Source organism: Aeromonas sobria (assembly GCF_006243315.1).
Lineage (GTDB): Bacteria > Pseudomonadota > Gammaproteobacteria > Enterobacterales > Aeromonadaceae > Aeromonas > Aeromonas sobria_A.
This window is the reverse complement of sequence record NZ_NKWE01000027.1, coordinates 160,459-183,302: the sequence shown is the minus strand read 5'-3', so window position 1 is coordinate 183,302 and position 22,844 is coordinate 160,459. Positions and strand designations below refer to the sequence as shown.

General features: G+C 57.3%; 22 protein-coding genes and 1 tRNA gene. 12 read left to right on the top strand and 11 right to left on the bottom strand.

The window, feature by feature from the left end; all coding sequences use genetic code 11:
• Positions 1-13 precede the first annotated feature (13 nt).
• A complete protein-coding gene (locus tag CF137_RS09695) occupies positions 14-493 on the bottom strand; it encodes an FxsA family protein (protein WP_139718865.1) in 480 nt (159 codons plus the stop codon).
• Positions 494-936: 443 nt separating this feature from the next.
• Here CF137_RS09695 and aspA point away from each other — a divergent pair, with 443 nt between their 5' ends.
• Both aspA and CF137_RS09685 read left to right on the top strand, forming a co-directional pair.
• Positions 937-2,379, top strand: coding sequence for an aspartate ammonia-lyase (gene aspA / locus CF137_RS09690; protein ID WP_101323693.1), 1,443 nt, complete (start codon positions 937-939; stop codon positions 2,377-2,379).
• A gap of 127 nt (positions 2,380-2,506) precedes the next feature.
• Positions 2,507-3,826 (top strand): anaerobic C4-dicarboxylate transporter, encoded by a 1,320-nt coding sequence (locus CF137_RS09685; RefSeq protein WP_042024432.1) that lies wholly within the window; start codon positions 2,507-2,509, stop codon positions 3,824-3,826.
• Between the two features lie 223 nt (positions 3,827-4,049).
• On the opposite strand, the gene tsaD is transcribed toward CF137_RS09685, so the two are convergent.
• Positions 4,050-5,063, bottom strand: a complete 1,014-nt coding sequence (gene tsaD, locus CF137_RS09680) for a tRNA (adenosine(37)-N6)-threonylcarbamoyltransferase complex transferase subunit TsaD (RefSeq protein WP_139718864.1) — start codon at positions 5,061-5,063, stop codon at positions 4,050-4,052.
• 179 nt (positions 5,064-5,242) lie between these two features.
• Here tsaD and rpsU point away from each other — a divergent pair, with 179 nt between their 5' ends.
• The 5 genes from rpsU to CF137_RS09655 all read left to right on the top strand — a co-directional run bounded on the left by rpsU (position 5,243) and on the right by CF137_RS09655 (position 10,125).
• Positions 5,243-5,458, top strand: coding sequence for a 30S ribosomal protein S21 (gene rpsU / locus CF137_RS09675; RefSeq protein ID WP_005309452.1), 216 nt, complete (start codon positions 5,243-5,245; stop codon positions 5,456-5,458).
• Between the two features lie 15 nt (positions 5,459-5,473).
• On the top strand, positions 5,474-5,917 hold the full coding sequence (locus CF137_RS09670; protein WP_139718863.1) for a GatB/YqeY domain-containing protein: 444 nt from the start codon (positions 5,474-5,476) through the stop codon (positions 5,915-5,917).
• 88 nt (positions 5,918-6,005) lie between these two features.
• On the top strand, positions 6,006-7,793 hold the full coding sequence (dnaG, locus tag CF137_RS09665) for a DNA primase (RefSeq protein ID WP_139718862.1): 1,788 nt from the start codon (positions 6,006-6,008) through the stop codon (positions 7,791-7,793).
• A gap of 222 nt (positions 7,794-8,015) precedes the next feature.
• On the top strand, positions 8,016-9,872 hold the full coding sequence (gene rpoD / locus CF137_RS09660; protein WP_042024428.1) for an RNA polymerase sigma factor RpoD: 1,857 nt from the start codon (positions 8,016-8,018) through the stop codon (positions 9,870-9,872).
• A gap of 176 nt (positions 9,873-10,048) precedes the next feature.
• Positions 10,049-10,125, top strand: a tRNA-Ile gene (locus CF137_RS09655).
• Positions 10,126-10,285: 160 nt separating this feature from the next.
• Here the strand turns inward: CF137_RS09655 and CF137_RS09650 are convergent.
• The 4 genes from CF137_RS09650 to purH all read right to left on the bottom strand — a co-directional run bounded on the left by CF137_RS09650 (position 10,286) and on the right by purH (position 14,469).
• Positions 10,286-10,840, bottom strand: a complete 555-nt coding sequence (locus tag CF137_RS09650) for a cytochrome b/b6 domain-containing protein (RefSeq protein WP_139718861.1) — start codon at positions 10,838-10,840, stop codon at positions 10,286-10,288.
• Positions 10,821-11,195: a cytochrome b562 gene (locus CF137_RS09645; RefSeq protein ID WP_005349056.1), complete on the bottom strand. Its 375-nt coding sequence runs from the start codon at positions 11,193-11,195 to the stop codon at positions 10,821-10,823. The genes CF137_RS09650 and CF137_RS09645 overlap by 20 nt, the downstream gene beginning before the upstream one ends.
• 280 nt (positions 11,196-11,475) lie before the next feature.
• A complete protein-coding gene (gene purD / locus CF137_RS09640; protein ID WP_139718860.1) occupies positions 11,476-12,762 on the bottom strand; it encodes a phosphoribosylamine--glycine ligase in 1,287 nt (428 codons plus the stop codon).
• Between the two features lie 114 nt (positions 12,763-12,876).
• Complete coding sequence (purH, locus tag CF137_RS09635; RefSeq protein ID WP_139718859.1) at positions 12,877-14,469, bottom strand: bifunctional phosphoribosylaminoimidazolecarboxamide formyltransferase/IMP cyclohydrolase; 1,593 nt, start codon at positions 14,467-14,469, stop codon at positions 12,877-12,879.
• A gap of 436 nt (positions 14,470-14,905) precedes the next feature.
• Between purH and zntR the strand changes: the two genes are divergently transcribed.
• Positions 14,906-15,361, top strand: a complete 456-nt coding sequence (gene zntR / locus CF137_RS09630) for a Zn(2+)-responsive transcriptional regulator (RefSeq protein WP_101346295.1) — start codon at positions 14,906-14,908, stop codon at positions 15,359-15,361.
• Between the two features lie 199 nt (positions 15,362-15,560).
• Positions 15,561-15,800: an alternative ribosome-rescue factor A gene (locus CF137_RS09625; RefSeq protein WP_139718858.1), complete on the top strand. Its 240-nt coding sequence runs from the start codon at positions 15,561-15,563 to the stop codon at positions 15,798-15,800.
• An 89-nt stretch (positions 15,801-15,889) separates the two neighbouring features.
• Here the strand turns inward: CF137_RS09625 and CF137_RS09620 are convergent, their stop codons facing one another.
• From CF137_RS09620 to rdgB, 3 genes are all read right to left on the bottom strand, one after another.
• Positions 15,890-16,321 (bottom strand): hypothetical protein, encoded by a 432-nt coding sequence (locus CF137_RS09620; RefSeq protein ID WP_139718857.1) that lies wholly within the window; start codon positions 16,319-16,321, stop codon positions 15,890-15,892.
• A 167-nt stretch (positions 16,322-16,488) separates the two neighbouring features.
• Positions 16,489-17,634 carry a radical SAM family heme chaperone HemW gene (hemW, locus tag CF137_RS09615; protein WP_139718856.1) on the bottom strand — a complete coding sequence of 382 codons (1,146 nt, stop codon included), beginning with the start codon at positions 17,632-17,634 and terminating at the stop codon, positions 16,489-16,491.
• Positions 17,635-17,709: 75 nt separating this feature from the next.
• Positions 17,710-18,303 (bottom strand): RdgB/HAM1 family non-canonical purine NTP pyrophosphatase, encoded by a 594-nt coding sequence (gene rdgB, locus CF137_RS09610; RefSeq protein ID WP_042024421.1) that lies wholly within the window; start codon positions 18,301-18,303, stop codon positions 17,710-17,712.
• Positions 18,304-18,540: 237 nt separating this feature from the next.
• Here rdgB and CF137_RS09605 point away from each other — a divergent pair, with 237 nt between their 5' ends.
• The 3 genes from CF137_RS09605 (at position 18,541) to CF137_RS09595 (ending at position 21,451) form a co-directional block, all read left to right on the top strand.
• Positions 18,541-19,704, top strand: coding sequence for a multidrug effflux MFS transporter (locus CF137_RS09605; protein WP_162515904.1), 1,164 nt, complete (start codon positions 18,541-18,543; stop codon positions 19,702-19,704).
• A 135-nt stretch (positions 19,705-19,839) separates the two neighbouring features.
• The gene (locus CF137_RS09600; RefSeq protein ID WP_139718855.1) at positions 19,840-20,892 is read left to right on the top strand and encodes an oxidoreductase; all 1,053 of its coding nucleotides are present in this window, start codon (positions 19,840-19,842) and stop codon (positions 20,890-20,892) included.
• 307 nt (positions 20,893-21,199) lie between these two features.
• Complete coding sequence (locus CF137_RS09595) at positions 21,200-21,451, top strand: hypothetical protein (RefSeq protein ID WP_139718854.1); 252 nt, start codon at positions 21,200-21,202, stop codon at positions 21,449-21,451.
• 62 nt (positions 21,452-21,513) lie between these two features.
• Here the strand turns inward: CF137_RS09595 and CF137_RS09590 are convergent, their stop codons facing one another.
• Both CF137_RS09590 and CF137_RS09585 read right to left on the bottom strand, forming a co-directional pair.
• A complete protein-coding gene (locus CF137_RS09590; protein ID WP_139718875.1) occupies positions 21,514-22,065 on the bottom strand; it encodes a GNAT family N-acetyltransferase in 552 nt (183 codons plus the stop codon).
• Positions 22,065-22,619, bottom strand: coding sequence for a GNAT family N-acetyltransferase (locus tag CF137_RS09585; protein WP_139718853.1), 555 nt, complete (start codon positions 22,617-22,619; stop codon positions 22,065-22,067). The genes CF137_RS09590 and CF137_RS09585 overlap by 1 nt, the downstream gene beginning before the upstream one ends.
• Positions 22,620-22,844 lie beyond the last annotated feature (225 nt).

The following is a 22,844-nucleotide window of genomic DNA, read 5'->3' as shown; positions in this document are numbered from 1 at the left end:
TTCGTCTCGTAGATTACTCTTTACGCTCAAACTCGCCTTCGATGGTAGTGCCACCCTGCTTGGGGTGCTCCAGATGGTCATCAGACGCCCCATTGCCGAACGGCGATTGTGTTCCCTGCTGGAAGCCACCCATCTGCATCCGGAACGGGTTGCTGCCGATCAGCTTGTCGGCCAGCTTGTTGCGCAGCCAGGGTTGCAACAGCAACACACCAACGAAGTCAGTCACAAAACCCGGAATGATCAGCAGCAAGCCGGCCAGCGCCAACATCATGCCACCCATCACCTCACGGCCTGGCATCTCGCCCATCTGCATCTTCTGTTGAGCGCTGAACAGGGTTTTGATCCCTTCATTGCGTACCAGAGACGATCCCAACACCGCGGTCAGAATGAGCAAGCCGACGGTCGGCAGTGCGCCAATCACGGAGCCGACCTCGATCATCACGGTGAGCTCCAATACCACCAGTCCCACCAACAACAGAAACAACTTGCCCATATCTACTCCAATACCAGTAAATTGAGAAACAGCGGGGCGCGTCAAACAGCAGTCTGTCGGTGACGTCTCTGCCGCGTCATCCCCACTATCTACCCTGAATAAATGGGGGCTATCCCCCTCTTTTCAAGCACTTCAACTGACTCCTACGTCATCAGCAATCTAAAAAATCAGCAAACTCTAAAAAAAATTCATAAAAAACATAACCATGCGTAGCTTGCAACATATGTATGCGTTCATCAAAGTAATTTGAAAATGACTTAAATTTAGTGATCTAGCTCTAATAACCGATACCTCAATTGGAGTAGTATATTGGCCAGTAATTCGGGGGCTGTGCTCCCAACTGCCCCACTCGATGTGTGGTGCTTCAGGATGAGCTGTGCGCAAGGAACTCGCGACCACTCGGTGAGGATTTTTTCCATTTTTCTGATTTCTGAGGCATTACAATGAGCGACATCAAGAACGTCCGCATTGAAGAAGACCTGCTGGGCACCAAAGAAGTTTCCAATGATTTTTACTACGGTGTGCATACCCTGCGCGCAGTCGAGAACTTCAAGATCAGCTCTCAGAAGATTTCTGACGTTCCGGAATTCGTCCGTGGCATGGTATTGACCAAGAAAGCTGCGGCGTTGGCAAACGGCGAGCTGGGTACCATCCGTCCGGAAATTGCTGACAAGATCGTAGAAGCCTGCGACCTGATGCTCAGCACTGGCAAATGCTTCGACCAGTTCCCGGTCGACGTTTATCAAGGTGGTGCCGGCACCTCCGTCAACATGAACACCAACGAAGTACTGGCCAACATCGCCCTGGAAATCATGGGTCTGGAAAAAGGCAACTACGACGTTATCAATCCGAACGACCACGTCAACAAGTGCCAATCCACCAACGACGCCTACCCTACCGGTTTCCGCGTTGCCGTGGTGAACAGCACTGACGTGACCCTGCATGCACTGGAGCATCTGATCGCCGCATTCGATGCCAAAGCAGCAGAGTTCAAGAGCATTCTGAAAATGGGTCGTACCCAGCTGCAGGATGCGGTTCCGATGACCCTGGGTCAGGAATTCCATGCTTTTGCCGTTACCCTGCGTGAAGAGATCAAGTCCATCAAGCGTTGCCAGGAGCTGCTGCTGGAAGTGAACCTGGGTGCAACCGCCATCGGTACCGGTCTGAACACTCCGCCAGAGTACTCTGCCCTGGCCATCAAGCGTCTGGCCGAGATCACTGGCCGTGCTTATGTACCGGCAGAAGACCTGATCGAAGCGACCTCTGACTGTGGTGCGTATGTGATGTTGCACGGCGCAGTCAAGCGTCTGGCCATGAAGCTCTCCAAGATCTGTAATGACCTGCGTCTGCTCTCCTCCGGCCCGCGCACTGCACTGAAAGAGATCAACCTGCCAGAAATGCAAGCGGGTTCCTCCATCATGCCAGCCAAGGTCAACCCGGTTATCCCGGAAGTGGTCAACCAGTCCTGCTTCAAGGTATTCGGTAACGACATCACCATCACTTTCGCCGCCGAAGCCGGTCAGCTGCAGCTGAACGTCATGGAGCCGGTGATTGGTCAGGCAATGTTCGAATCCCTGAGCCTGATGGAAAAAGCCTGTATCTCCCTGCGCGAGAAGTGCGTGGAAGGGATCACCGCTAACCCGGAAATCTGCATGAACCACGTACTGAACTCCATCGGTATCGTGACCTACCTGAACCCCTTCATCGGTCACCACGAAGGTGACATCGTCGGTAAGATCTGTGCCCAGACCGGCAAGAACGTCCGCGAAGTCGTGCTGGAGCGCGGCCTGCTGAGCGCCGAGCAACTGGACGAAATTCTCTCCATCGAGAACTTGATGAACCCGCAATACAAAGCCAAGCGTTTCACCCGCGAAGCCACCGTATAAGCGAGTATGGGCCGGGATCTTCCCGGCCCATTAAAGTCAGTTCCCGATTGGTCTTTATCCCCAGCCCGATCAGGAATTGGCTTTTTGCCAAATAAAAACCAAAAACTAAATAAATGGAGTTATCGCTATGATTTTAATCGAGTTACTTGTGGTGCTCGGCGCTATCTATCTGGGGGCAAGGATAGGCAGCATCGGCATCGGCTTTGCCGGTGGTCTGGGGGTACTGGTACTGACCTGGGGTCTGGGCATGCCCATCCCGAGTGATCAACTGGTGAGCTACATCCCTTGGGATGTAATCATGATCATCATGTCTGTTATCTGCGCCATCGCCTGTATGCAACTGGCTGGCGGGATGGACTATCTGGTCTCCCTGGCAGAGAAAGCGCTGCGTAAAAACCCCAAATACATCACCTTCGCCGCACCGATCGTCACCTATCTGATGACCATGCTGGCTGGTACCGGCCATACTGCTTTTTCCACTCTGCCAGTTATCGCTGAAGTGGCCAAAGAGCAAGGGATCCGCCCATCCCGTCCGCTCTCCATCGCAGTTATCGCCTCCCAGATCGCCATCACAGCATCCCCAATCTCTGCTGCTGTGGTTGCCTTCTCCGGCATGCTAGAGCCGTTCGGTGTTGACTACCTGACCCTGCTGGCCATCTGCATCCCGTCCACCTTCCTGGCCTGTATCATCGGTGCCTTTGTCGCCAACATGCTGGGCAAGCCGCTGGAGCAGGACGAAGTCTACCTGGATCGCAAAGCCAGAGGGCTGATCAAGCTGCGTGGCACCACCAAGCTTGAGCTGAAACCTTACGCCAAGGTTTCTGTGTGGATCTTTATTTCCGCCATCATTGCGGTTATGGCTTACGCCACCGCTATCTCCGGCAAAGTGGGCCTGATCGCCAACCCGCCGATCCCACGTGACGGTGCCATTATGGGCATCATGCTGGCCGCTGCCACCATCATGACTCTGGTGTGCAAACTGGACGCCACTCAAGTGACCAACATGCCGACCTTCAAGTCCGGTATGTCTGCCTGTATCTGCGTACTGGGTGTCGCCTGGCTGGGTAACGTCTTTGTGAAAGGCAACATGGATACCATCCAGCTGATCGCGGGCGACCTGTTGAACCAGTACTCCTGGCTGTTGGCTGTGGTGTTGTTCTTCGCTGCCATGCTGCTCTATTCACAAGGTGCCACCACCAAAGCCCTGATGCCTGCCGCACTGGCGCTGGGTGTCAGCCCGTTGACTGCGATTGCCTCCTTCGCAGCGGTGAGCGCCCTGTTCGTACTGCCAACCTATCCAACCCTGCTGGCTGCGGTTGAAATGGATGACACTGGCTCCACCCGTATCGGCAAGGCGGTATTCAACCACCCCTTCTTTGTACCTGGTGTCGCTACCATTGCTTGCGCCGTCGCGCTGGGCTTCTTCTTCGGTGGCATCATGCTCTAATCGCATCGAGCCCCGAGCGCCAAACAAAAATCCCCGCCACATGGCGGGGATTTTTTTATCGCTGCATATAAAGAGAAGCTGACACTTTAGATGGCACTGCTAGATAGCTATCCAACCATCACAGTGATGATGCCTCAGTAGCCCTGCAAGCGCCTCTGGTGCATCCCATGGGCCATGCTCATCATCACATCCACCACGCCATCAAGGTGCAGGATCCTGCGGATCAGACCGGATCCAGGGTATCCAGCGGCCAGCGTGGCACCGCCTTGACTACCAGCGGTTCAAACACCCCCGCTTTCAATCGTTGCATACCTGCATACGCGATCATGGCGCCATTGTCGGTGCAGTATTCAGTACGCGGATAGAACACCTCGCCATGGAGGCCCTCCATCAGCTCTGCCAGCTGGGCGCGCAAGTGACGGTTGGCACTGACACCACCGGCCACCACCAGACGTTTAAGGCCGGTCTCCTGCAAGGCACGACGGCACTTGATCGACAGGGTGTCTACCACCGCATCTTCAAATGCACGGGCAATATCGGCACGGGTCTGCTCATCATCACCGTTGGCGGCAATGGTATTCGCCGCAAAGGTCTTGAGCCCGGAGAAGCTCATATCAAGCCCGGGGCGATCCGTCATGGGCCGTGGAAACTTGAAGCGCCCGGTGGTGCCTTTTTCGGCCAGACGGGAGAGCAGCGGGCCGCCCGGGTAGTCCAGCCCCATCAGCTTGGCGGTCTTGTCGAACGCTTCGCCAGCGGCATCGTCGATGGATTCCCCCAGCAACTGATAGCTGCCGATACCATCAACCCGCACCAACATGGAGTGGCCACCAGAAACCAGCAGCGCCACGAAGGGGAACTCGGGAGCCTTCTCCTCCAACATGGGAGCCAGCAGGTGGCCTTCCATATGGTGGACGGCGATCGCCGGCTTGTCCCACGCCATCGCCAGCGAGCGGCCAATGGTTGCCCCCACCAGAATGGCACCGACCAGGCCAGGACCCGCGGTATAGGCAATGCCGTCAATGTCATCTTTACCCAGTCCCGCCTCTTGCAATGCGGCCTGGATCAACGGGATCGTCTTGCGAACATGATCCCGGCTGGCGAGTTCGGGGACCACGCCACCGTAATCCGCATGCAGCTTGACCTGGCTGTATAACTGATGGGAAAGGATCCCTTTTTGATCATCGAAGATCGCGATCCCGGTTTCGTCACAGGATGTCTCTATGCCCAATACACGCATTGCTAAAAAATTTCACTGCTAAAATGAGACGGCTATGGTAACCTTCGCGGGTTTTTTAAACCAGAGCGATCTCTGCGGGTTTACTTTCATTCCCTGTCCAGAGTATAATTTCGCACCATTTTAAGTCATGCTGATCGATTGAAGGTCAGCTAACAATTTATCACTGAGGTGAAAGGCACATGCCAGTAATCAAAGTCCGTGAAAATGAGCCGTTTGACGTTGCTCTGCGTCGCTTCAAGCGTTCTTGCGAAAAGGCCGGTATCCTGTCCGAAGTTCGTAGCCGTGAGTTCTACGAGAAGCCGACTACCATTCGTAAGCGCGCTAAAGCGTCTGCTGTTAAGCGTCACGCCAAAAAGCTGTCTCGCGAAAACGCACGTCGTATCCGCCTGTACTAATCAGGAGTCAATGCCGTGTCTCTGAAGGATCAACTCAAGGATCAACAAAAACTCGCCATGCTTGCCAGACATAAGGCTCGCTTGGGGACGATCCGTTTGTTGATGGCAGAAATCAAGCAACGTGAAGTTGATACCCGTATCGAGCTCAATGATGAGGATATCCTCGCTGTCGTGACCAAAATGGTCAAACAGCGCCGCGATTCCATCAGCCAGTTTGAAGCTGCCGGTCGCCAGGATCTCGCCGACAAAGAGTCCGCCGAGATTGTTGTGTTGCAGGAATTCCTGCCACAACAGCTGACCGCAGATCAAATTGCCGCACTGATTGAGCAAGCCATCACTGAAAGTGGTGCTGCCGTCATGGCTGATATGGGCAAGGTCATGGCTGTCTTGAAGCCGAAAATTCAGGGGCGTGCCGATGTCGGCGCCGTCAGTGCTCAGGTGAAAACCCGCTTGGCGTAACAGGCAACTCTCTTGTTTAGTAGAAGAAGCCGTGCTTCCCTTGGAATGCGCGGCTTTTTTATTTTTTCCGCAATGAATCAGGATGGTTATGGCAGGCAGGATCCCCCAATCCTTTATCGATGATCTGCTCGTACGCACAGACATAGTCGAGCTGATCGACTCGCGAGTGCGGCTGAAAAAAGCCGGTAAGAACTACCAGGCTTGCTGCCCTTTCCATAACGAAAAAAGCCCCTCTTTTACCGTCAGCCAGGAGAAGCAGTTCTATCACTGTTTCGGTTGTGGTGCCCACGGCAATGCCATCGGTTTTGTCATGGAGTATGACGGCCTCGAATTTCCCGATGCCATCGAAGAACTCGCCAGCACGCAAGGCATGCAGGTACCTCGCGAACAGAGCATTGGCGGCTCGGCCAATAGCCAGCCGGCCGTCAGCAAAGACCTCTTTGAGCTGATGAACCAGATCGCTCGATTCTACGAAAGCAATCTCAAGAGCGCTCCCCATGCGGTGGAGTACCTCAAAGGTCGCGGCCTGACCGGTGAAGTGGTCAAACGATTCAACATTGGCTACGCCCCCAGCGACTGGGATCAGGTGCGCCGCCGCTTTGGCGCCAGCCGGGATCACGAACAGCTGCTCATCTCGGGCGGCATGCTGATCACCCGTGACAATGGCCCGGGCAGCTATGATCGCTTTCGCGACCGCATCATGTTCCCGATCCGCGACAAGCGCGGCCGGGTCATCGGTTTTGGTGGCAGGGTGCTGGGTGACGGCACCCCCAAGTACCTGAACTCGCCAGAAACCCCCATTTTCCATAAAGGGCGTGAGCTGTTTGGCCTCTATGAAGTGAAACAGGCACATAAGGATCCGCGCCGGATCCTGGTGGTGGAAGGCTACATGGATGTGGTGGCGCTCGGTCAGTACGACATCGACTATGCGGTGGCTGCGCTGGGCACTGCGACAACCAGCGACCATATCCACACCCTGTTTCGCACCACCGCCGAGGTGGTCTGCTGCTACGATGGCGATAAAGCCGGACGTGAAGCCGCCTGGCGAGCGCTGGATAACGCCCTCTCCCATCTGCAGGATGGCCGCGAGCTGAAGTTCGTGTTCCTGCCGGATGGCGAAGATCCCGACTCGCTGGTACGCCAGATTGGCAAGGAGGGCTTTGAAACCCTGCTCAATGAGGCCCAGCCATTCGCTGACTTCATGTTCGAACGTCTCGGACGGGATGCGGCTCTCAGCGGTGAGGCTGGCAAGTTCGAAGTGGCCAACAAGGCCGCCGAGCTTATTCGCCGGGTACCGGAAGGATTTACCCGCGAGGGATTGATCACCCGCCTCTCCAGCATGATGCGCTGGGGCGAGAACAAACAGCGTATCGCCGAGCTCTTTGCCCGCAACAGCCAGCCCAAAGCCGAGGTCAACAAACCCAAGGCAGTCAAGCTGACGCCATTGCGTAGGGCGCTGGCGCTGATGGTGCAATATCCGGCCGTGACGGCCGAACTGCCCCCCATGCCAGAATTGCTCGGACTACGCGTACAAGGGATCAAATTCCTGCTGCAACTGCACCAGCAAATCCTGGCACAACCAACCATCACCACAGGTATCTTGCTGGAACACTGGCGTGGCACCAAGGAGGGCGAGATCCTCGCTCAGCTGGCCATGCACGATCTGTTCGAAGAGGTCCGGCTTGACCAGGAACCCGATATTCTGGGCGAGTTACAGGATACCTTCGTCGGCTTCATCAACCAGTTTCTGAAACAAAGAATCGAAGAATTACAGGCCAAAGTGGCTCAGGAAGGACTAAGCTCCGATGAAACCCAAGAGTTGATGATGCTGATCAGAGAGGTACAAATTGAGAAAAGAAATGAGGGTGGGGCTTGATATTTGAGTGGTTAGCCCCAATATGGATAACATTGCCCGAAACGACGGGATGAAAAGCAAAATTTTTATAACCGCCTGGCCCCGACAATACTGCGGGCAGGGGTTTCTCACGACCGACGCCGCAACCAGACATAGCATGTCTGGCGGTTTTCTATTAGAATTGGCTATTTGCGCAGCAGTACACCGTACGCGTAACCTAGCATCACCAACCGGATGAGTTCTATGGAGCAAACCCCGCAGTCTCAGCTTAAACTCCTCGTTGCCAAAGGTAAAGAACAGGGCTACCTGACCTATGCCGAGGTGAACGATCACCTCCCGCAAGACATTGTCGATTCAGACCAGATCGAAGACATCATCCAGATGATCAACGATATGGGCATTCAAGTGGTTGAAAACGCTCCGGATGCCGATGACCTTATCATGGCTGAAGGTGGTACCGCCGATGAGGACGCTGCCGAAGCAGCGGCCCAGGCACTGGCATCTGTTGAATCTGAGATTGGTCGTACGACCGATCCCGTCCGCATGTATATGCGGGAAATGGGTACCGTCGAACTGCTGACCCGTGAAGGCGAAATCGACATCGCCAAACGGATCGAAGACGGTATCAATCAGGTACAAAGCTCTGTGGCAGAGTACCCTGAAGCAATTACCTATCTGCTCGAACAGTACGACAAGTACGAAGCCGAGCAGTTGCGTCTCTCTGACATCATCTCAGGCTTTATCGATCCTAACGAAACCGAAGATGTGGCACCTACTGCCACCCATATCGGCTCTGAACTCAGCGAAGATGATCTGGCTGATGAGGACGAAGAAGAGGACGAAGATGAAGACGAGGATGGCGACAACTCGGATGATGAAGGTGACAGTGGCCCGGATCCGGAAGTCGCTCGCGAGAAGTTTGGCGAGCTGCGCGCCCAGTATGAGGTAACCCGCCTCTCCATTCAGAAGAATGGCCGTGCGCACGAAGATACCCAGGCTGCCATCGCTCAGCTGGCCGATGTGTTCCGTCAATTCCGCCTGATGCCCAAGCAGTTCGATCGCTTGGTCAACAACATGCGCGAAATGATGGAACGGGTCCGCGTGCAGGAACGTATCATCCTGAAACTCTGCGTTGAGCAGGCCAAGATGCCGAAGAAAACCTTCGTCGCTGCCTTCACCAACAACGAGTGTGATAGTGCCTGGTTTGAGTACCAGAAGCAGGCTGGTAAAGCCTGGTCTCCCCGTCTGGTCGAGATGGCTGAAGACGTGCTGCGCGCCATCGGCAAACTGCAGCAGATCGAAGAAGAGACCGGTCTGTCGATTGCCCAGATCAAGGATATCAACCGTCGCATGAGCATCGGTGAGGCAAAAGCCCGCCGAGCGAAAAAAGAGATGGTTGAAGCCAACTTGCGTCTGGTTATCTCTATCGCCAAGAAGTACACCAACCGTGGTCTGCAGTTCCTGGATCTGATCCAGGAGGGCAACATCGGTCTGATGAAGGCGGTAGACAAGTTTGAATACCGTCGTGGCTACAAGTTCTCGACCTATGCCACCTGGTGGATCCGTCAGGCCATTACCCGCTCCATCGCGGATCAGGCTCGTACTATCCGTATCCCGGTGCACATGATCGAGACCATCAACAAGCTCAACCGAATCTCCCGCCAGATGCTGCAGGAGATGGGTCGTGAACCGAACCCGGAAGAGCTGGCCATGCGCATGGGTATGCCGGAAGACAAGATCCGCAAGGTTCTGAAAATCGCCAAAGAGCCCATCTCCATGGAGACGCCGATCGGTGATGATGAAGATTCCCACTTGGGTGACTTCATCGAAGATACCACCCTTGCTCTGCCAGCGGATGCGGCGACCAGCGAAAGCCTGCGTAACGCCACTCGCGACGTGCTGGCAGGTCTTACGGCCCGTGAAGCCAAGGTACTGCGGATGCGCTTTGGTATCGACATGAACACTGACCACACCCTTGAGGAAGTGGGCAAGCAGTTCGATGTCACCCGTGAGCGTATTCGTCAGATTGAAGCCAAGGCACTGCGTAAACTGCGCCACCCGAGCCGCTCGGAAGTGCTGCGCAGCTTCCTGGACGAATAGTCCTGACTCTGCCCTGTCAAAGCCCCGCCATGCGGGGCTTTATTTTATCAGCTATCGGCTCCTCTACCGGTTCAACACCTTGTATCCAACTGCTTATTTAGTCGCCAAGTGGTTGATCTGCCTATAGACTGCCCTTTCCTCTTACCCTATAATCCTCGCCGCTAAATGCACAATTTGGCCCCTTAGCTCAGTTGGTCAGAGCAGTCGACTCATAATCGATTGGTCGTCGGTTCAAGTCCGCCAGGGGCCACCAAATTAGAAAAGGCCGCTCATCATGAGCGGCCTTTTTGCATCTGCCATCCGGGCAACATCCATTGATGACGTCATAGAAAAGACCCGCCATTGGCGGGTCTGGGCAGGGTCCGGATCAGGCGCCTCAATCAGAGGGATCGCAAGGAGCCTAATGCTGAGCCTCAGATTTGCTCGTTGCTGCTCTGGATGGATGAGCGACGGCCGATGGCGGGCAGCATCCGGGTGACCAGATTGCTGCGCTGACGCCAGGAGGTGAACACAATGGCCAGCAGGTGCAGGCCAATCAGCCCCTGCAACACCAATACACACCACTCATGCCACTCGTCGGCTCCCAGTTCAAAACCCATCTCGGTATTTTGAAACCAGCCGCTGCCTGCGGTCGCCAGCACCACCAACCAGAGCGCCCACACCGCCAGCTTGCCGCTGCCATGATGACCCGGCGCAGGGGGTAACCGCTCACGCATCTCGCGCGCCTGCTGGCGAAAATCATCGCTGCCGGGGATCAGTGCCCCCAGACGGGCATAACCTTTGGCGAACGAGACTCCCCACAACAGCCGCAGGGTGACCAGCCCAATCGCGCCGTAACCCAGCCACTCGTGCCACAGCTCTCCCGCTTCGTTAACCCAGAGGTTGCCGATGCAAACAGCAGCAACCCCCCAGTGGGTCAGGCGAACCAGCGCATCCCAGCGAAAGGGCTCACCCTTTTTGCTTGGCATATTTGTGGTACTCCTTCTTCAGGTCGTTGACCTTGGCCAGATGTTCGCGCGCCTTGGCCTCATCACCCGCCTTGAGTGCGGCCAGGCTGGCGTCCAGCTCGGTCTGTACCTCGTTCATTCCCTCAAGGAACTTCTCTTTCTTGGCAGCCGGCATGTTCTTCTGCTTGGCCACGTCGAGCTGGGCCTTCATCTCGTTGATGTGCTTCTCCATGGTGGCAGCATCATCAGCCTTGACGGCCTGCTTGTAGTTGAAGCCAATCTTCTTCATCGGCTGCTCCAGATCTCCCGCCACGGCAGGCAGGGTCATCAGGCCAAACATCAGGGGCAGCAGCAGGGGGCGAACGGTTTTCAACATGGGATTTCCTTATTTATAACGACATGCTCGAATTGTTAGAGGTACTTAATGAATCCAGACAGCAATTCATCACCAGCATAATGCCATGACTCATGGTGAAGAGTTTGTGAAAGATGCTGTTTTTTGTGGCAAATAGTGACAAGTATGCCGCGCTTGTTTGCACTTGGTAACTGATTGAACGCCGGTGACGCACGGCAAAAGGATGGTTGAAACCGGTTAACAGGGACAAAAAACCCCGCCGAAGCGGGGTCTGGATCAGCTGGCCATTTGCTTGCGTCAGTTACTCCTGTTCGCGAGCAATGGCGCGCCAGCCGATATCCTTGCGGTAGAAGAGACCATCCCACTTGATGCGGCCAGCGAGCTGATATGCACGCTGCTGGGCCTCGGCAACCGTGTGGCCAAGGGCGGTAGCACACAGCACGCGGCCACCCTGGGTCAGGCTGGTATCGCCCTCCAGCCGGGTACCGGCATGGAACACCTTCTCGCCCGCCACCTCATCCACCGGCAAACCGCTGATGGGGTGATTGCTGCTGTAGTCGCCAGGATAGCCCCCCGCCGCCAGTACCACGCCGATGGCGGCGCGGGGATCATAGATGGCCTCTTTCTGATCCAGCTTGCCTGCGCAAGCGGCCAGACAGAGCTCCACCAGATCGGACTGCATCCGCAGCATGATGGGCTGGGTCTCGGGATCACCAAAACGGCAGTTGAACTCGATCACCTTGGGATTGCCTGCGCCGTCGATCATCAGACCTGCGTAGAGGAAGCCGGTGTAGACGTTGCCTTCGGCCGCCATGCCGCGCACGGTCGGCATGATCACCTGCTCCATCACCTTTTTATGCACGTCGGCAGTCACTACCGGTGCTGGCGAGTAAGCCCCCATGCCACCGGTGTTGAGGCCGGTATCGCCATCGCCCACCCGCTTGTGATCCTGACTGGTAGCCATCGGCAGTACGTGCTCGCCGTCGACCATGACGATGAAGCTCGCCTCTTCGCCATCCAGAAACTCTTCGATCACCACCCGGGAGCCCGCTTCGCCAAAGGCATTGCCGGAGAGCATGTCGCGTACCGCGTCTTCTGCTTCCTGCAAGGTCATGGCGACAATCACCCCCTTGCCCGCCGCCAGACCATCGGCCTTGATGACGATGGGGGCGCCCTTCTCCCGCAGATAGGCGAGCGCAGGCTCCACCTCGGTGAAGTTCTGGTAGTCGGCAGTCGGGATAGCGTGACGGGCCAGGAAATCCTTGGTGAAGGCCTTGGAGCCCTCCAGCTGGGCGGCGGCAGCGGTCGGGCCAAAAATGGGCTGACCGGCGGCACGGAAGGCATCTACCACCCCTTTGACCAGCGGTGCTTCCGGCCCGACGATGGTGAGACCAATGCGCTTCTCTTTGGCAAAGGCCAGCAGCCCTTCGATATCGGTCGCCTCGATGGCAACGTTCTCGACACCCGGCTCAAGCTGGGTGCCCGCATTGCCCGGCGCCACGAAAACGTGGCGTACCAGTGGGGAGTGTTTGGCCTTCCAGGCCAGGGCATGTTCGCGGCCACCGTTGCCAATGATCAGTACTTTCATCGTATCGCTCGCTTCTATTTGGGGTCACCGGGCGGCCTCTCGGACCGTCAGCCAGTGGCAATAGTCAGTTGAAAAGAGACAACAAAAGGGCCGCCATCGGCAGCCCCTGACCCATCAATGACGGAAATGGCGCATGTGGGTGAACACCATGCACATGCCGTGCTCATCGGCAGCGTCGATCACCTCCTGATCGCGCATCGAGCCACCGGGCTGGATCACGCAGGAGATACCGGCCTGCGCCGCAGCATCGATGCCATCGCGGAACGGGAAGAAGGCATCGGAGGCCATCACGGAGCCCGCCACAGTCAACCCTTCATCCGCCGCCTTGATACCGGCGATCTTGGCCGAATAAACGCGGCTCATCTGGCCGGCACCGACGCCGATGGTCTGGCCATCTTTGGCGTAGACGATGGCATTGGATTTGACGAACTTGGCCACTTTCCAGCAGAACAGCAGATCTTGCAGCTCGGCCTCGGTCGGCTGGCGCTTGCTGACCACGGTCAGGTCACCCAGAGTCACCATGCCGAGATCCCGCTCCTGCACCAGCAGGCCGCCGTTGACACGCTTGAGGTCAAAGCCTTGCGCCGGTGCCGTCCACTGACCGCATTCGAGCAGACGCACGTTCTGCTTGGCGGCGACCGCATCGCGGGCCTCCTGGCTCACACTCGGGGCGATGATCACTTCGACAAACTGACGGGCAACGATGGCTGCTGCAGTGGCACCATCCAGCTCACGGTTGAAGGCGATGATGCCGCCGAAGGCAGAGGTGGGGTCGGTCTGGTAGGCGCGATCGTAGGCACTCAGCAAGTCGTTACCGATAGCCACACCGCAGGGGTTGGCATGCTTGACGATGACGCAGGCCGGTTCGCTGAACTCCTTCACGCACTCCAGCGCCGCGTCAGTATCGGCGATGTTGTTGTAGGAGAGCGCCTTGCCCTGCAGTTGGGTGGCGCTGGAGACAGAACCCGGCGCGGCCTGCTCTTCGGCGTAGAAAGCGGCAGCCTGATGGCTGTTTTCGCCGTAACGCATGTCCTGCTTCTTGATGAACTGGCTGTTGAAGGTGCGCGGGAAGCGGGACTCTTCGTCACCCTCCTTGTTGTCGCCATAAGAGGGCACCATGGTACCGAAGTAATTGGCGATCATGCCGTCGTAGGCGGCGGTGTGCTCGAAGGCTGCGATGGCAAGGTCAAAACGGGTCGCCAGTTTCAGGCTGTTACCGTTGCCATCCATTTCGCGAATAACCCGATCGTAGTCGGCAGCGTTGACCACGATGGCGACATCTTTATGGTTTTTAGCCGCAGAGCGCACCATGGTCGGACCGCCGATGTCGATGTTCTCGACCGCATCGGCCAGGGTGCAGCCCGCTTTGGCCACTGTCGCGGCGAAGGGGTAGAGGTTGACGACAACCATGTCGATGGGAGAGATAGCGTGCTGGGCCATGATGGCATCATCCTGATCCCGACGGCCGAGGATGCCGCCATGAACCTTGGGATGCAGGGTCTTGACCCGACCATCCATCATTTCAGGGAAACCCGTGTAGTCGGAGACCTCGGTCACCGGCAGACCCGCCTCGCCAAGCAGCTTGGCGGTACCGCCGGTGGAGAGCAGGGCAACACCACGCTCGTTGAGTGCCTTGGCAAATTCCAGAATGCCCGTTTTGTCAGACACACTCAGCAGTGCACGGCGAATGGGTCGAGCTTGTTCCATCACACTATCGTCCTCAACATAACGGGGACCGTTCCATGGGAGGCAAGCGCACTTGGGTCGCACCAAACACAGAGAGTCCCCAAATAAATGGAAGTGGGGGATTTCGCAAACCACTCTCACCCGGATAGTCGTTCAAGGGCAAAGGTGTTTTAAGAAATGCCCGCTTGACGCAGCGCTCTGTTATGGGCGCGTATTCTACACAAAAAATGTGACCTGTGGTGGATTTTTTGAAACTGCAAAGCCTTATTTGGCGCGGCGTTAAACGTTTTCCACTTGATTTTCGCGAAACGTTTGCACTTTCAGTGTTTTATCGGAAAAAGGGCCGCAAAGAGACGTTTATCTGCCCCTTTTATGCCCTTGGCTGGCAATCCATTGGCAAAGGGGCGATAGTGGATTCCGGTTTTTGTTGCGGCATATATCCAAGGGGAGAGAGAGCATGTATCGGATCGGTGAACTGGCCAAGGCGTGCGGGGTCAAGGCAGATACTCTGCGTTTTTACGAGAAGAACGGGCTTATCTCACCGGGGATCCGCAACGAATCCGGCTACCGCCTCTACAACGAACAGGACAAGCGGCGGCTGGAGTTCATCATCCGCGCCAAGTCGGTGGGATTCTCGCTGGCGGACATCGGCGAACTGCTCGACCTTGATACCAACAAGGCCAAGGTGACCTGCCAGGAGGTGAAAGCGGTGGCCGACACCAAGCTGGCCCAGGTGGAGCAGAAGATCATCGAACTGACCCGCTTTCGCGACAACCTGCGCCAGCTCTCCAACATCTGCTGCGGCGGCCCCCGCTCGGCCGAACACTGCGCCATCCTCGAGACGCTGGAATCTGGCGCCCCGGCCCATCACGAGCATCACAGCCACGACCAGCATGACCAGGTTCACGGCTGACACGGTATGCCTGACTGAGCGAGCCTGACTCGGTACGCACGACTCATTGCTCCGGCGGCGATTTGGTGACAAAATCGCCGCGTTTTTAACCGGTGCTGGCGCATCCGGTTGCCGGGCGCTCACCTGAACAAGTGCCCGCAGCGAAAACCGCCATCCAGAAACCAGAGTCAACACACCAAGAGCAAGAAGAGGAGCCATCATGGCCAACATTCGGGTCGACCAACCCGCCCTCCCCCGTGAGGAGCATGCGCAAGGGGGCAACTATGCCCATCAGCGCGGCGAGATAAAGGATAACCATCTACACGCCCTGCTCTGTGATCCGCTGTTTCGCAGCCGGGTCGAGCGCAACAAGAAGGGCAAGGGGAGTTACCAGCGCAAGGCCAAGTTTGGCAAGCGGTGGGAGCCCGGCCAACAGCAGATGATCAGCGTCTGCTGCTGAGCGGGTTTCTACCGACCATCAACAATCAGGGCGCCAATGGCGCCCTGATTGTTGATAGGTCTCTGGAGTGATTACGCCCCATTTAAAGGCTAGAAGGCAGCCAGATAGTAACCATTCATCTTCTGCTGAATGCCACACCAATCGAGGCTGGACTGTTTGCCGTTGATAATCAGCTCGTTCTTACCATCATCGCGCAGGTAGAAATGGTGGTTTTCACCACTTCGGTCCACCGCTTGAAAGTAATAGTCACTTTGCCAGCCGAGCTGCTCGTTACGCCACAGAAGGAACTCACCTTGCTCATGGGTAACTGTCACAGACTTGGCCTTGGTTATAGCTGGACATAGCAGGGCCAGTTGGGCAAACCTCTGCTTAACTGCATTAGTACGGTCAACTCCGTCATGATTGCCGCGCAGGCTGATATTAACCTGCTGCTTGGTCGGCATGGCCAAATAGGCAACACCGCTACCAACCAGCACGATCACCCCCAATACCGCCCACCCAAAGCCGTTTATCTTTGCCATCTCCACTCTCTTTTGCTGTAACTCACTCACCGGCGCGCTGCACTCAAGGTAATGGTGCATATCGGCCTCAATTAGAAGAGGGCTTCACCCATTGAAATCCACACCAGTGGTACTTTCTAAACAAGATCTGTGTAGAAACGGCCCAGACAAGGTTCGCCAACCACAGCTCACTCATCCATAAACAGTTCGAGCAATACATTGAGGTAGCGGTGGCCGAGGGCGGTGAGCTGCCAGCTATCCCCCAGATCTTCGATCAGCTCCTTGCTCTGGGCGATGGCGAGTACCGTCTCCACCCGCTCCAACTCCAGACCTGTGTATGCCTCGAACTCCGCCTTGGGGGCCGGTTCAAACAGCCGGAAACGGTTCATAAAATACTCGAGCGGCAGATCATCTGCAGTCACCTGCCACTGCTCGTCCAGATAGGGGCGACTCTTATCCAGATACCCTTTCGGATGCTTCACCTTGGCGGTGCGCAGGATCTGTTGGTTCGCGAGATCGGTCATCTTGCCGTGGGCGCCGCAGCCAATCCCCAGATAGTCGCCAAAGCGCCAGTAGTTGAGGTTATGGCGGCACTGGTAGCCCTCTTTGGCGTAAGCCGAGATCTCGTATTGGCGATAACCGCTGGCGGTGAGTATGGCGTGGCCCTGCTCGTAGATATCCCACAGGGTGTCATCTTCCGGCAGCCGCGGCGGCTTGGAGGCAAACGCCGTGTTCGGCTCTATGGTGAGCTGATACCAGGAGAGATGCGGCGGCGCGCAGTCGATGGCCTGCTGCAGGTCATAAAGAGCGTCATCCAGACTCTGATCCGGCAGACCGTGCATCAGATCGAGATTGAAGGTCGGCAGTTGGATGGCATGGGCCAGTGCAGCGGCTTTGCGTGCCTCTTCCGGGCCATGGATGCGGCCGAGACGGGTCAGTTTTTCCTGCTGGAAGCTCTGCACCCCGATGGAGATGCGGTTGATGCCGGCGCGCTTGAAACCGGCGAACTTGTCCGCCTCTACCGTGCCCGGGTTGGCCTCCATGGTGATCTCGCAATCCGCGGTGAGCGCAATGCGGGCCCGCACTCCGTCCAGCAAGGTTTGCATCGCCTCCACCGTCAACAGGCTGGGGGTGCCACCGCCGATAAAGATCGAGGAGAGCGGCCGCCCCTGCGCCCACTTCAGATCCTGATCCAGATCTTCGAGCAGGGCGGCGACATATTCGAGGTGAGGCAGCTCCCCCTTCTGGGCGTGGGAGTTGAAGTCACAGTAAGGGCACTTCTGGACGCACCAGGGCACATGAATATAGAGGGAGAGGGGCGGCAGTTGCAGCATGGGGCTTCCAATAAAACGGGGGCTCAAGGCCCCCATTGTAGATGACAATACGCGATGGGCGGGAAGGGCCAGAACTCAGTGGGCGGCCAGCGCCGCTTTCAGTTTGGCCAGCGCCTGACCGCGGTGGCTGAGCTGGTTTTTCAGCTCGGCGGGCATCTGGGCCGCGGTGCAGTCGTGATCCGGCACGAAGAACACCGGGTCATAACCAAAGCCGTGCTGACCGTGCGGCTCATCGATGATCACCCCTTCCCAGCTCGCCTGACAGATGATGGGGGTGGGATCGTCGGCGTGACGCATATAGACCAGCACACACCAGAAACGGGCACTCTTGAGGTAATCCGGTGCACCTGCAAGCTCGCCCAGCAGCTTTTCAATATTATCCTTGTCGCTGGCATCAGGGCCGGCAAAACGGGCCGAGTAGACACCGGGGCGACCGTGCAGCAGATCCACTTCCAGACCCGAGTCATCGGCAACGGCGGGCAGACCGGTAATGCGGGCGGCGTGGCGGGCCTTGATAATGGCATTCTCGACGAAGGTGGTGCCGGTCTCTTCGGCATCGGAGACTGCAAACTCGCTCTGCGGGATCACCTGGATCTTCATATCGGCCAGCATGGCGGCCAATTCCTTCACCTTTTTCTGGTTACCTGTTGCCAGGACAAGCTTGTTCATCGCGCACCTCCGCAAAAATAATCTGCGCATTCTATGCGGCGCAAGGGTTTAGTAAAAGCGCCAATTAGCGGCGCTAGCCTGACATGTGATGAAGGCCAAGCTCCTGTTAGCCGGTGCTGTTGCCTGCATGTTTCCATAGCGGAATAACACAAGTGATAAAATACCATTTCAATTCATTACTGTGAGTCAGTAGACTCGCGCCCCAATCGATTTTTCCCCCACGCCCCGAGGTGACTGATGCCATTGATTCTTTTACTTGTGCTACTGGTGCTGTTCAGTCCGCTGGCCATCGACATCTATCTGCCCGCCATTCCACAAATGGCCGAGCAGTTGGGCGCCGAAGTGACCCTGATGCAGGGCACCATTACCTGGTTCCTGTTCAGCATGGGGCTGGGTCAGCTATTGGTCGGGCCGCTGGCCGATCGTTATGGCCGCAAACCTATCGCCCTGGGTGGCGTGCTGCTCTATGGTCTGAGCGCACTGGCGGCCGGTTTTGCCGCCAGTCTCGGCGAGCTGATGCTGGCCCGGGTGCTGCAGGGCTTCGGCGCCTGCGCCACCTCGGTGGCCGCTTTCTCGGTGGTGCGTGACAGCTACGGCCCGAAAAAGAGCGGCCAGATGATCTCCTATCTCAATGGCGCCATCTGCTTTATTCCGGCACTGGCCCCCCTGCTCGGTGGCTGGCTCACCGCCAAGGCGGGCTGGTCAGCCAACTTCTGGTTTATGGCCGGTTATGCGGTCATCGTCGGCAGCTGGCTGATGTGGCGGATGCCGGAGACTCGCCCGAACGCCACCCGCAGCGAAGGGGCCCTGATCAGCTGGTCCCGCTACAGCCCGGTACTGCGCTCTCCCAGCTTCCTGTTCAACGCGGCGCTCTGCATGCTGGCGATGGCGGTGATCCTCGCCTATGTCACTGCCGCACCGGTGCAGCTGATGGTGAAACTGGGGCTGGATATGAGTGGCTTTAGCTACTGGTTTACCGCCAACGCCGCGCTCAATATTCTGGCTTGCTTCATGGCACCGCGCTTTATCGCCAAGGTAGGGCCAAGACGCACCCTGCGCATCGGCCTGCTGGTATTGCTCCTCTCCGCCATCATACTGACCCTGGCGATGCACATTGAACATCCGCTGGCGATGATGGGGCCGGTGTTCCTCTCCAGCATCGGCTTTGCCATGATTCTGGGCTCTGCCGCCGGGATGGCGCTGGCACCGTTCGGCCACTGCGCTGGTACCGCCGCCGCTCTGCTCGGCCTGTTCCAGATGAGTGGATCCGGCGCGCTGGTTGGCTTGACCGGCTTACTAACAGGAGACCCGCTCAGCCAGCTGGCACTGCACATGTGGCTGCTGCTACCGCCCCTGGTGATGCTGATGACCCGCCGCGGACGCAGCTTGTGTTTGCAATAAATCCTGTGCTCTGATGGGTACACTCAGGGGGCCAACGGCCCCCTTCTCTTTTGTATCGCCTTTACAGCGTATGACCATCCGGCAGCCTGCCGGTGATGACAACCCCACTCACTCGATGTCAGCGGAGCACACCCGATGAGTCACTCTCTTAATGCAGCCCTGGTGGGCTATGGCTTTGCAGGCAAGACCTTCCACGCCCCCTTCCTCTCCACCACGCCCGGTTTGTCCCTCGGCTGGGTGGTGAGCAGCAATGCCGCCAAAGTGCAGGCCGATCTGCCCGGCTGCCGAGTCGGGTCGCTGGAACAGGTGCTGAGCGATGACAGCGTCGATCTGGTGGTGATCGCTACCCCCAACGATACCCATGCCCCCCTCGCCCGTCAGGCACTGCTGGCTGGCAAGCATGTGGTGATCGACAAGCCGTTTGCACTGGACTTGGCCGAGGCGCAAGGGCTGGTCGAACTGGCACAAAAGCAGCAACGGCTGCTCAGCATCTTCCACAACCGCCGCTGGGATGGCGATTTTCTCACCGTGCGCCGTCTGCTGGCAGAAGGGAGTCTGGGGCAGATCGCCCAGTTCGAGTCGCACTTCGATCGCTATCGCCCCGAGGTGCGTCAGCGCTGGCGCGAAGCGGGTGGCCCCGGCTCCGGCCTCTGGTTCGATCTCGGCCCCCATGTGCTGGATCAGGCGCTGCAGCTGTTCGGTCAGCCCGACTGGCTGCAGGCCGATCTGGCCGGGCAACGCCCCGGCGCGCTGGCGGATGACTACTTCCACGTGGTGCTGGGCTATGGTGAACAGCTGCGGGTCATTCTGCACGGCAGCTGCCTGGTCTCGGCCACCATGCCGCGTTTCGTGATCCACGGCAGCCAGGGCTCGTTCGTGAAATTTGGTATGGATGTGCAGGAAGATCAGCTCAAGCAGGGCTTGCGACCACCGGCCGCCGATTGGGGCCATGATAACCAGCCCGGTCAGCTCAGCCGCATTGTCGATGGTCAGTTGCAGCAGCAGAGCGTGGTGGGCGAGGCAGGGGATTATGGCGCTTACTATCGCGGAGTCTGCGCCGCCATCAGGGGCGAAGGGAGCAACCCGGTGCCAGCTGGCGAGGCACTGGCGGTAATGGCGCTGCTGGATCTGGCCCGCCAGAGCCACCGTGAGGGAAAACGGCTGCCCTGTCAGAAGCTGTCTGACTAAAGTCCGTTTTCTCACAACTCAGCTGGGGGCCAAATTCAGCCAAAGTGCTAACCTGCAGCCATGAAATGGTGGTTTATTGGGCGTTTTTGCTGCCTTGACGGCATCTTATATTGATATTCGTCGTTGCAGTGGTGCTTTTTATCCACGGCACGAAAAAATGTCATTGTGATATCAGTTTTCATTGGTCACTAATGGGGCTATATTTCGCGCGCTCTCTGCCGCCCGGCCTCTTTTTCAATACCGGGTCACAGCGGGCGCTGTGATGGTTGCACAGACCATCTCTCCATCTTTTTTTGAGGGTATGCACATGAACAAAGTACTGGTAGCCGGTATCCTGGGTCTGATGTTGACCGCTTGTGGTCAGAAAGAAGAGAAAGCTGCCGCTCCTGCTGCTGCTGCTCCGGCCGCCGAAGTTGCTGCAACTGTAGAAAAAGCCGCTAGCGAAGCCACCTCTACCGTAGAGAAGGCCACCTCCGAAGCGACTGCAACCGTAGAAAAAGCTGCCGCTGACGTAGCTACCAAGGTTGAAGCTGCAGTGAGCGATGCCAAGGCTAACTAAGCCTGCACCTCATTCGAAGATGGGTCCGAAGGCAACTTCGGGCCCGTTTTTTTATCTGTCGATCAGAGTGCGGGATTAATGAGGGAGGTGAGGATGTGATCCTCCCAGCGACCATTGATCATCAGATACGCCCGCGCGAATCCTTCCTGCTCGAAACCGAGCCGCTCCAGCAGCGCGCCGCTGCGCTGGTTCACCGGCATATAGCAAGCCATGATCCGGTGCAGGTCATGCTCCCGAAACAGATAGTCGATACCCGCAGATAGCACTTCTCGCATTATCCCCTGCCCCTGGTGTTGCTGGTCGATGGCGTAGCCCAGATGACACGCCTTGAAGACCCCCATCAGAATATTGCTGAAGTTGCAGGTAGCGATCACCCTCTCCCCGGTCGGATCAAGCGCCACCAGAGTGACGCCGGTGCCGTTGAAGAACTGGCTGTAACTGTCCTGCAGCCGGGCATGCCAATAAGAGAGGGTATAAAAGTGCTCGTCCCGCAGTGGCTCCCAGGGGGCTAGATGGCCACGGTTACGCCGGTAAAAGTCGAGCATCATGGGGGCCTGATCCGGCGACAGTATGGTCAGGTGGCTACGGGCCGTCTTGATATGTGGCAGCACCATCATATCTCCCTCTGGCTTAGCCACTCATCGCGCAGCAGGCTGTAGTGAGCGTGGTCCACAATCCGGTTACCCAGCCGCTCTGCCCGCCGGGTCACCCCCTCTTGCTGCATGCCAAGCCGTTCACAGACGGCTCTGCTGGGCTCGTTATCGGTGGCGGCGCTGATCTCCACCTTCTCCACCCCCATCTCCTCGAAGGCGTGATGGATCAGCGCCTGACAGGCCCGGGTGATGATGCCGTTGCCCTGCCAACGCTCTGCCAGCCAGTAACCGATGACCACCTTGCCAAGATCGTGATCGATGCTGTTGTAACCGATGACACCCACCACCTCCCCCTGATACTCGATGGCGGTGCTGAGCCCTTCGCCGCGGGCGAATTTTTCGATGGCACTGCGAATGAAGAGGCTGCTGTCGACGGGGCGCTGGATCAGCGGCGGCCAGGGCAGCCACTGGGAGAGGTACTCCCGGTTGTTATTGCAGAGGGCAAACAGTTCGCTCGCCATATCGGGCTGCAAGAAGAGCAGCGCAAGCTCGTCGTCCAACTGCCATGAAAACATGGGATTCTCCTTTCAAATCAGTGATCAAATAGCGAACCAGCCACCCAATGTAGCCAATCGCTACTGGCCGCGCCAGCCACTTTTAGCGCGATCTTCCGGCAGAACCCGCAGAGGGTGACCGCGCAAGTTTGCACCTCCCTCAAAAGAGGAGGGGGTGTGGCTGAAACCGGATAAAGCTCTCCATATGACGCCAAGCGATGCACCCAAAAGGCACTTTGGCAGATC

Excerpts from the sequence above, each read along its gene's own strand:
- CF137_RS09695 (WP_139718865.1), bottom strand. The coding sequence starts at position 493 with ATGGGCAAGTTGTTTCTGTTGTTGGTGGGACTGGTGGTATTGGAGCTC.
- aspA (WP_101323693.1), top strand. The coding sequence starts at position 937 with ATGAGCGACATCAAGAACGTCCGCATTGAAGAAGACCTGCTGGGCACC.
- CF137_RS09685 (WP_042024432.1), top strand. The coding sequence starts at position 2,507 with ATGATTTTAATCGAGTTACTTGTGGTGCTCGGCGCTATCTATCTGGGG.
- tsaD (WP_139718864.1), bottom strand. The coding sequence starts at position 5,063 with ATGCGTGTATTGGGCATAGAGACATCCTGTGACGAAACCGGGATCGCG.
- rpsU (WP_005309452.1), top strand. The coding sequence starts at position 5,243 with ATGCCAGTAATCAAAGTCCGTGAAAATGAGCCGTTTGACGTTGCTCTG.
- dnaG (WP_139718862.1), top strand. The coding sequence starts at position 6,006 with ATGGCAGGCAGGATCCCCCAATCCTTTATCGATGATCTGCTCGTACGC.
- rpoD (WP_042024428.1), top strand. The coding sequence starts at position 8,016 with ATGGAGCAAACCCCGCAGTCTCAGCTTAAACTCCTCGTTGCCAAAGGT.
- CF137_RS09650 (WP_139718861.1), bottom strand. The coding sequence starts at position 10,840 with ATGCCAAGCAAAAAGGGTGAGCCCTTTCGCTGGGATGCGCTGGTTCGC.
- CF137_RS09645 (WP_005349056.1), bottom strand. The coding sequence starts at position 11,195 with ATGTTGAAAACCGTTCGCCCCCTGCTGCTGCCCCTGATGTTTGGCCTG.
- purD (WP_139718860.1), bottom strand. The coding sequence starts at position 12,762 with ATGAAAGTACTGATCATTGGCAACGGTGGCCGCGAACATGCCCTGGCC.
- purH (WP_139718859.1), bottom strand. The coding sequence starts at position 14,469 with ATGGAACAAGCTCGACCCATTCGCCGTGCACTGCTGAGTGTGTCTGAC.
- zntR (WP_101346295.1), top strand. The coding sequence starts at position 14,906 with ATGTATCGGATCGGTGAACTGGCCAAGGCGTGCGGGGTCAAGGCAGAT.
- CF137_RS09625 (WP_139718858.1), top strand. The coding sequence starts at position 15,561 with ATGGCCAACATTCGGGTCGACCAACCCGCCCTCCCCCGTGAGGAGCAT.
- CF137_RS09620 (WP_139718857.1), bottom strand. The coding sequence starts at position 16,321 with ATGGCAAAGATAAACGGCTTTGGGTGGGCGGTATTGGGGGTGATCGTG.
- hemW (WP_139718856.1), bottom strand. The coding sequence starts at position 17,634 with ATGCTGCAACTGCCGCCCCTCTCCCTCTATATTCATGTGCCCTGGTGC.
- rdgB (WP_042024421.1), bottom strand. The coding sequence starts at position 18,303 with ATGAACAAGCTTGTCCTGGCAACAGGTAACCAGAAAAAGGTGAAGGAA.
- CF137_RS09605 (WP_162515904.1), top strand. The coding sequence starts at position 18,541 with ATGCCATTGATTCTTTTACTTGTGCTACTGGTGCTGTTCAGTCCGCTG.
- CF137_RS09600 (WP_139718855.1), top strand. The coding sequence starts at position 19,840 with ATGAGTCACTCTCTTAATGCAGCCCTGGTGGGCTATGGCTTTGCAGGC.
- CF137_RS09595 (WP_139718854.1), top strand. The coding sequence starts at position 21,200 with ATGAACAAAGTACTGGTAGCCGGTATCCTGGGTCTGATGTTGACCGCT.
- CF137_RS09590 (WP_139718875.1), bottom strand. The coding sequence starts at position 22,065 with ATGGTGCTGCCACATATCAAGACGGCCCGTAGCCACCTGACCATACTG.
- CF137_RS09585 (WP_139718853.1), bottom strand. The coding sequence starts at position 22,619 with ATGTTTTCATGGCAGTTGGACGACGAGCTTGCGCTGCTCTTCTTGCAG.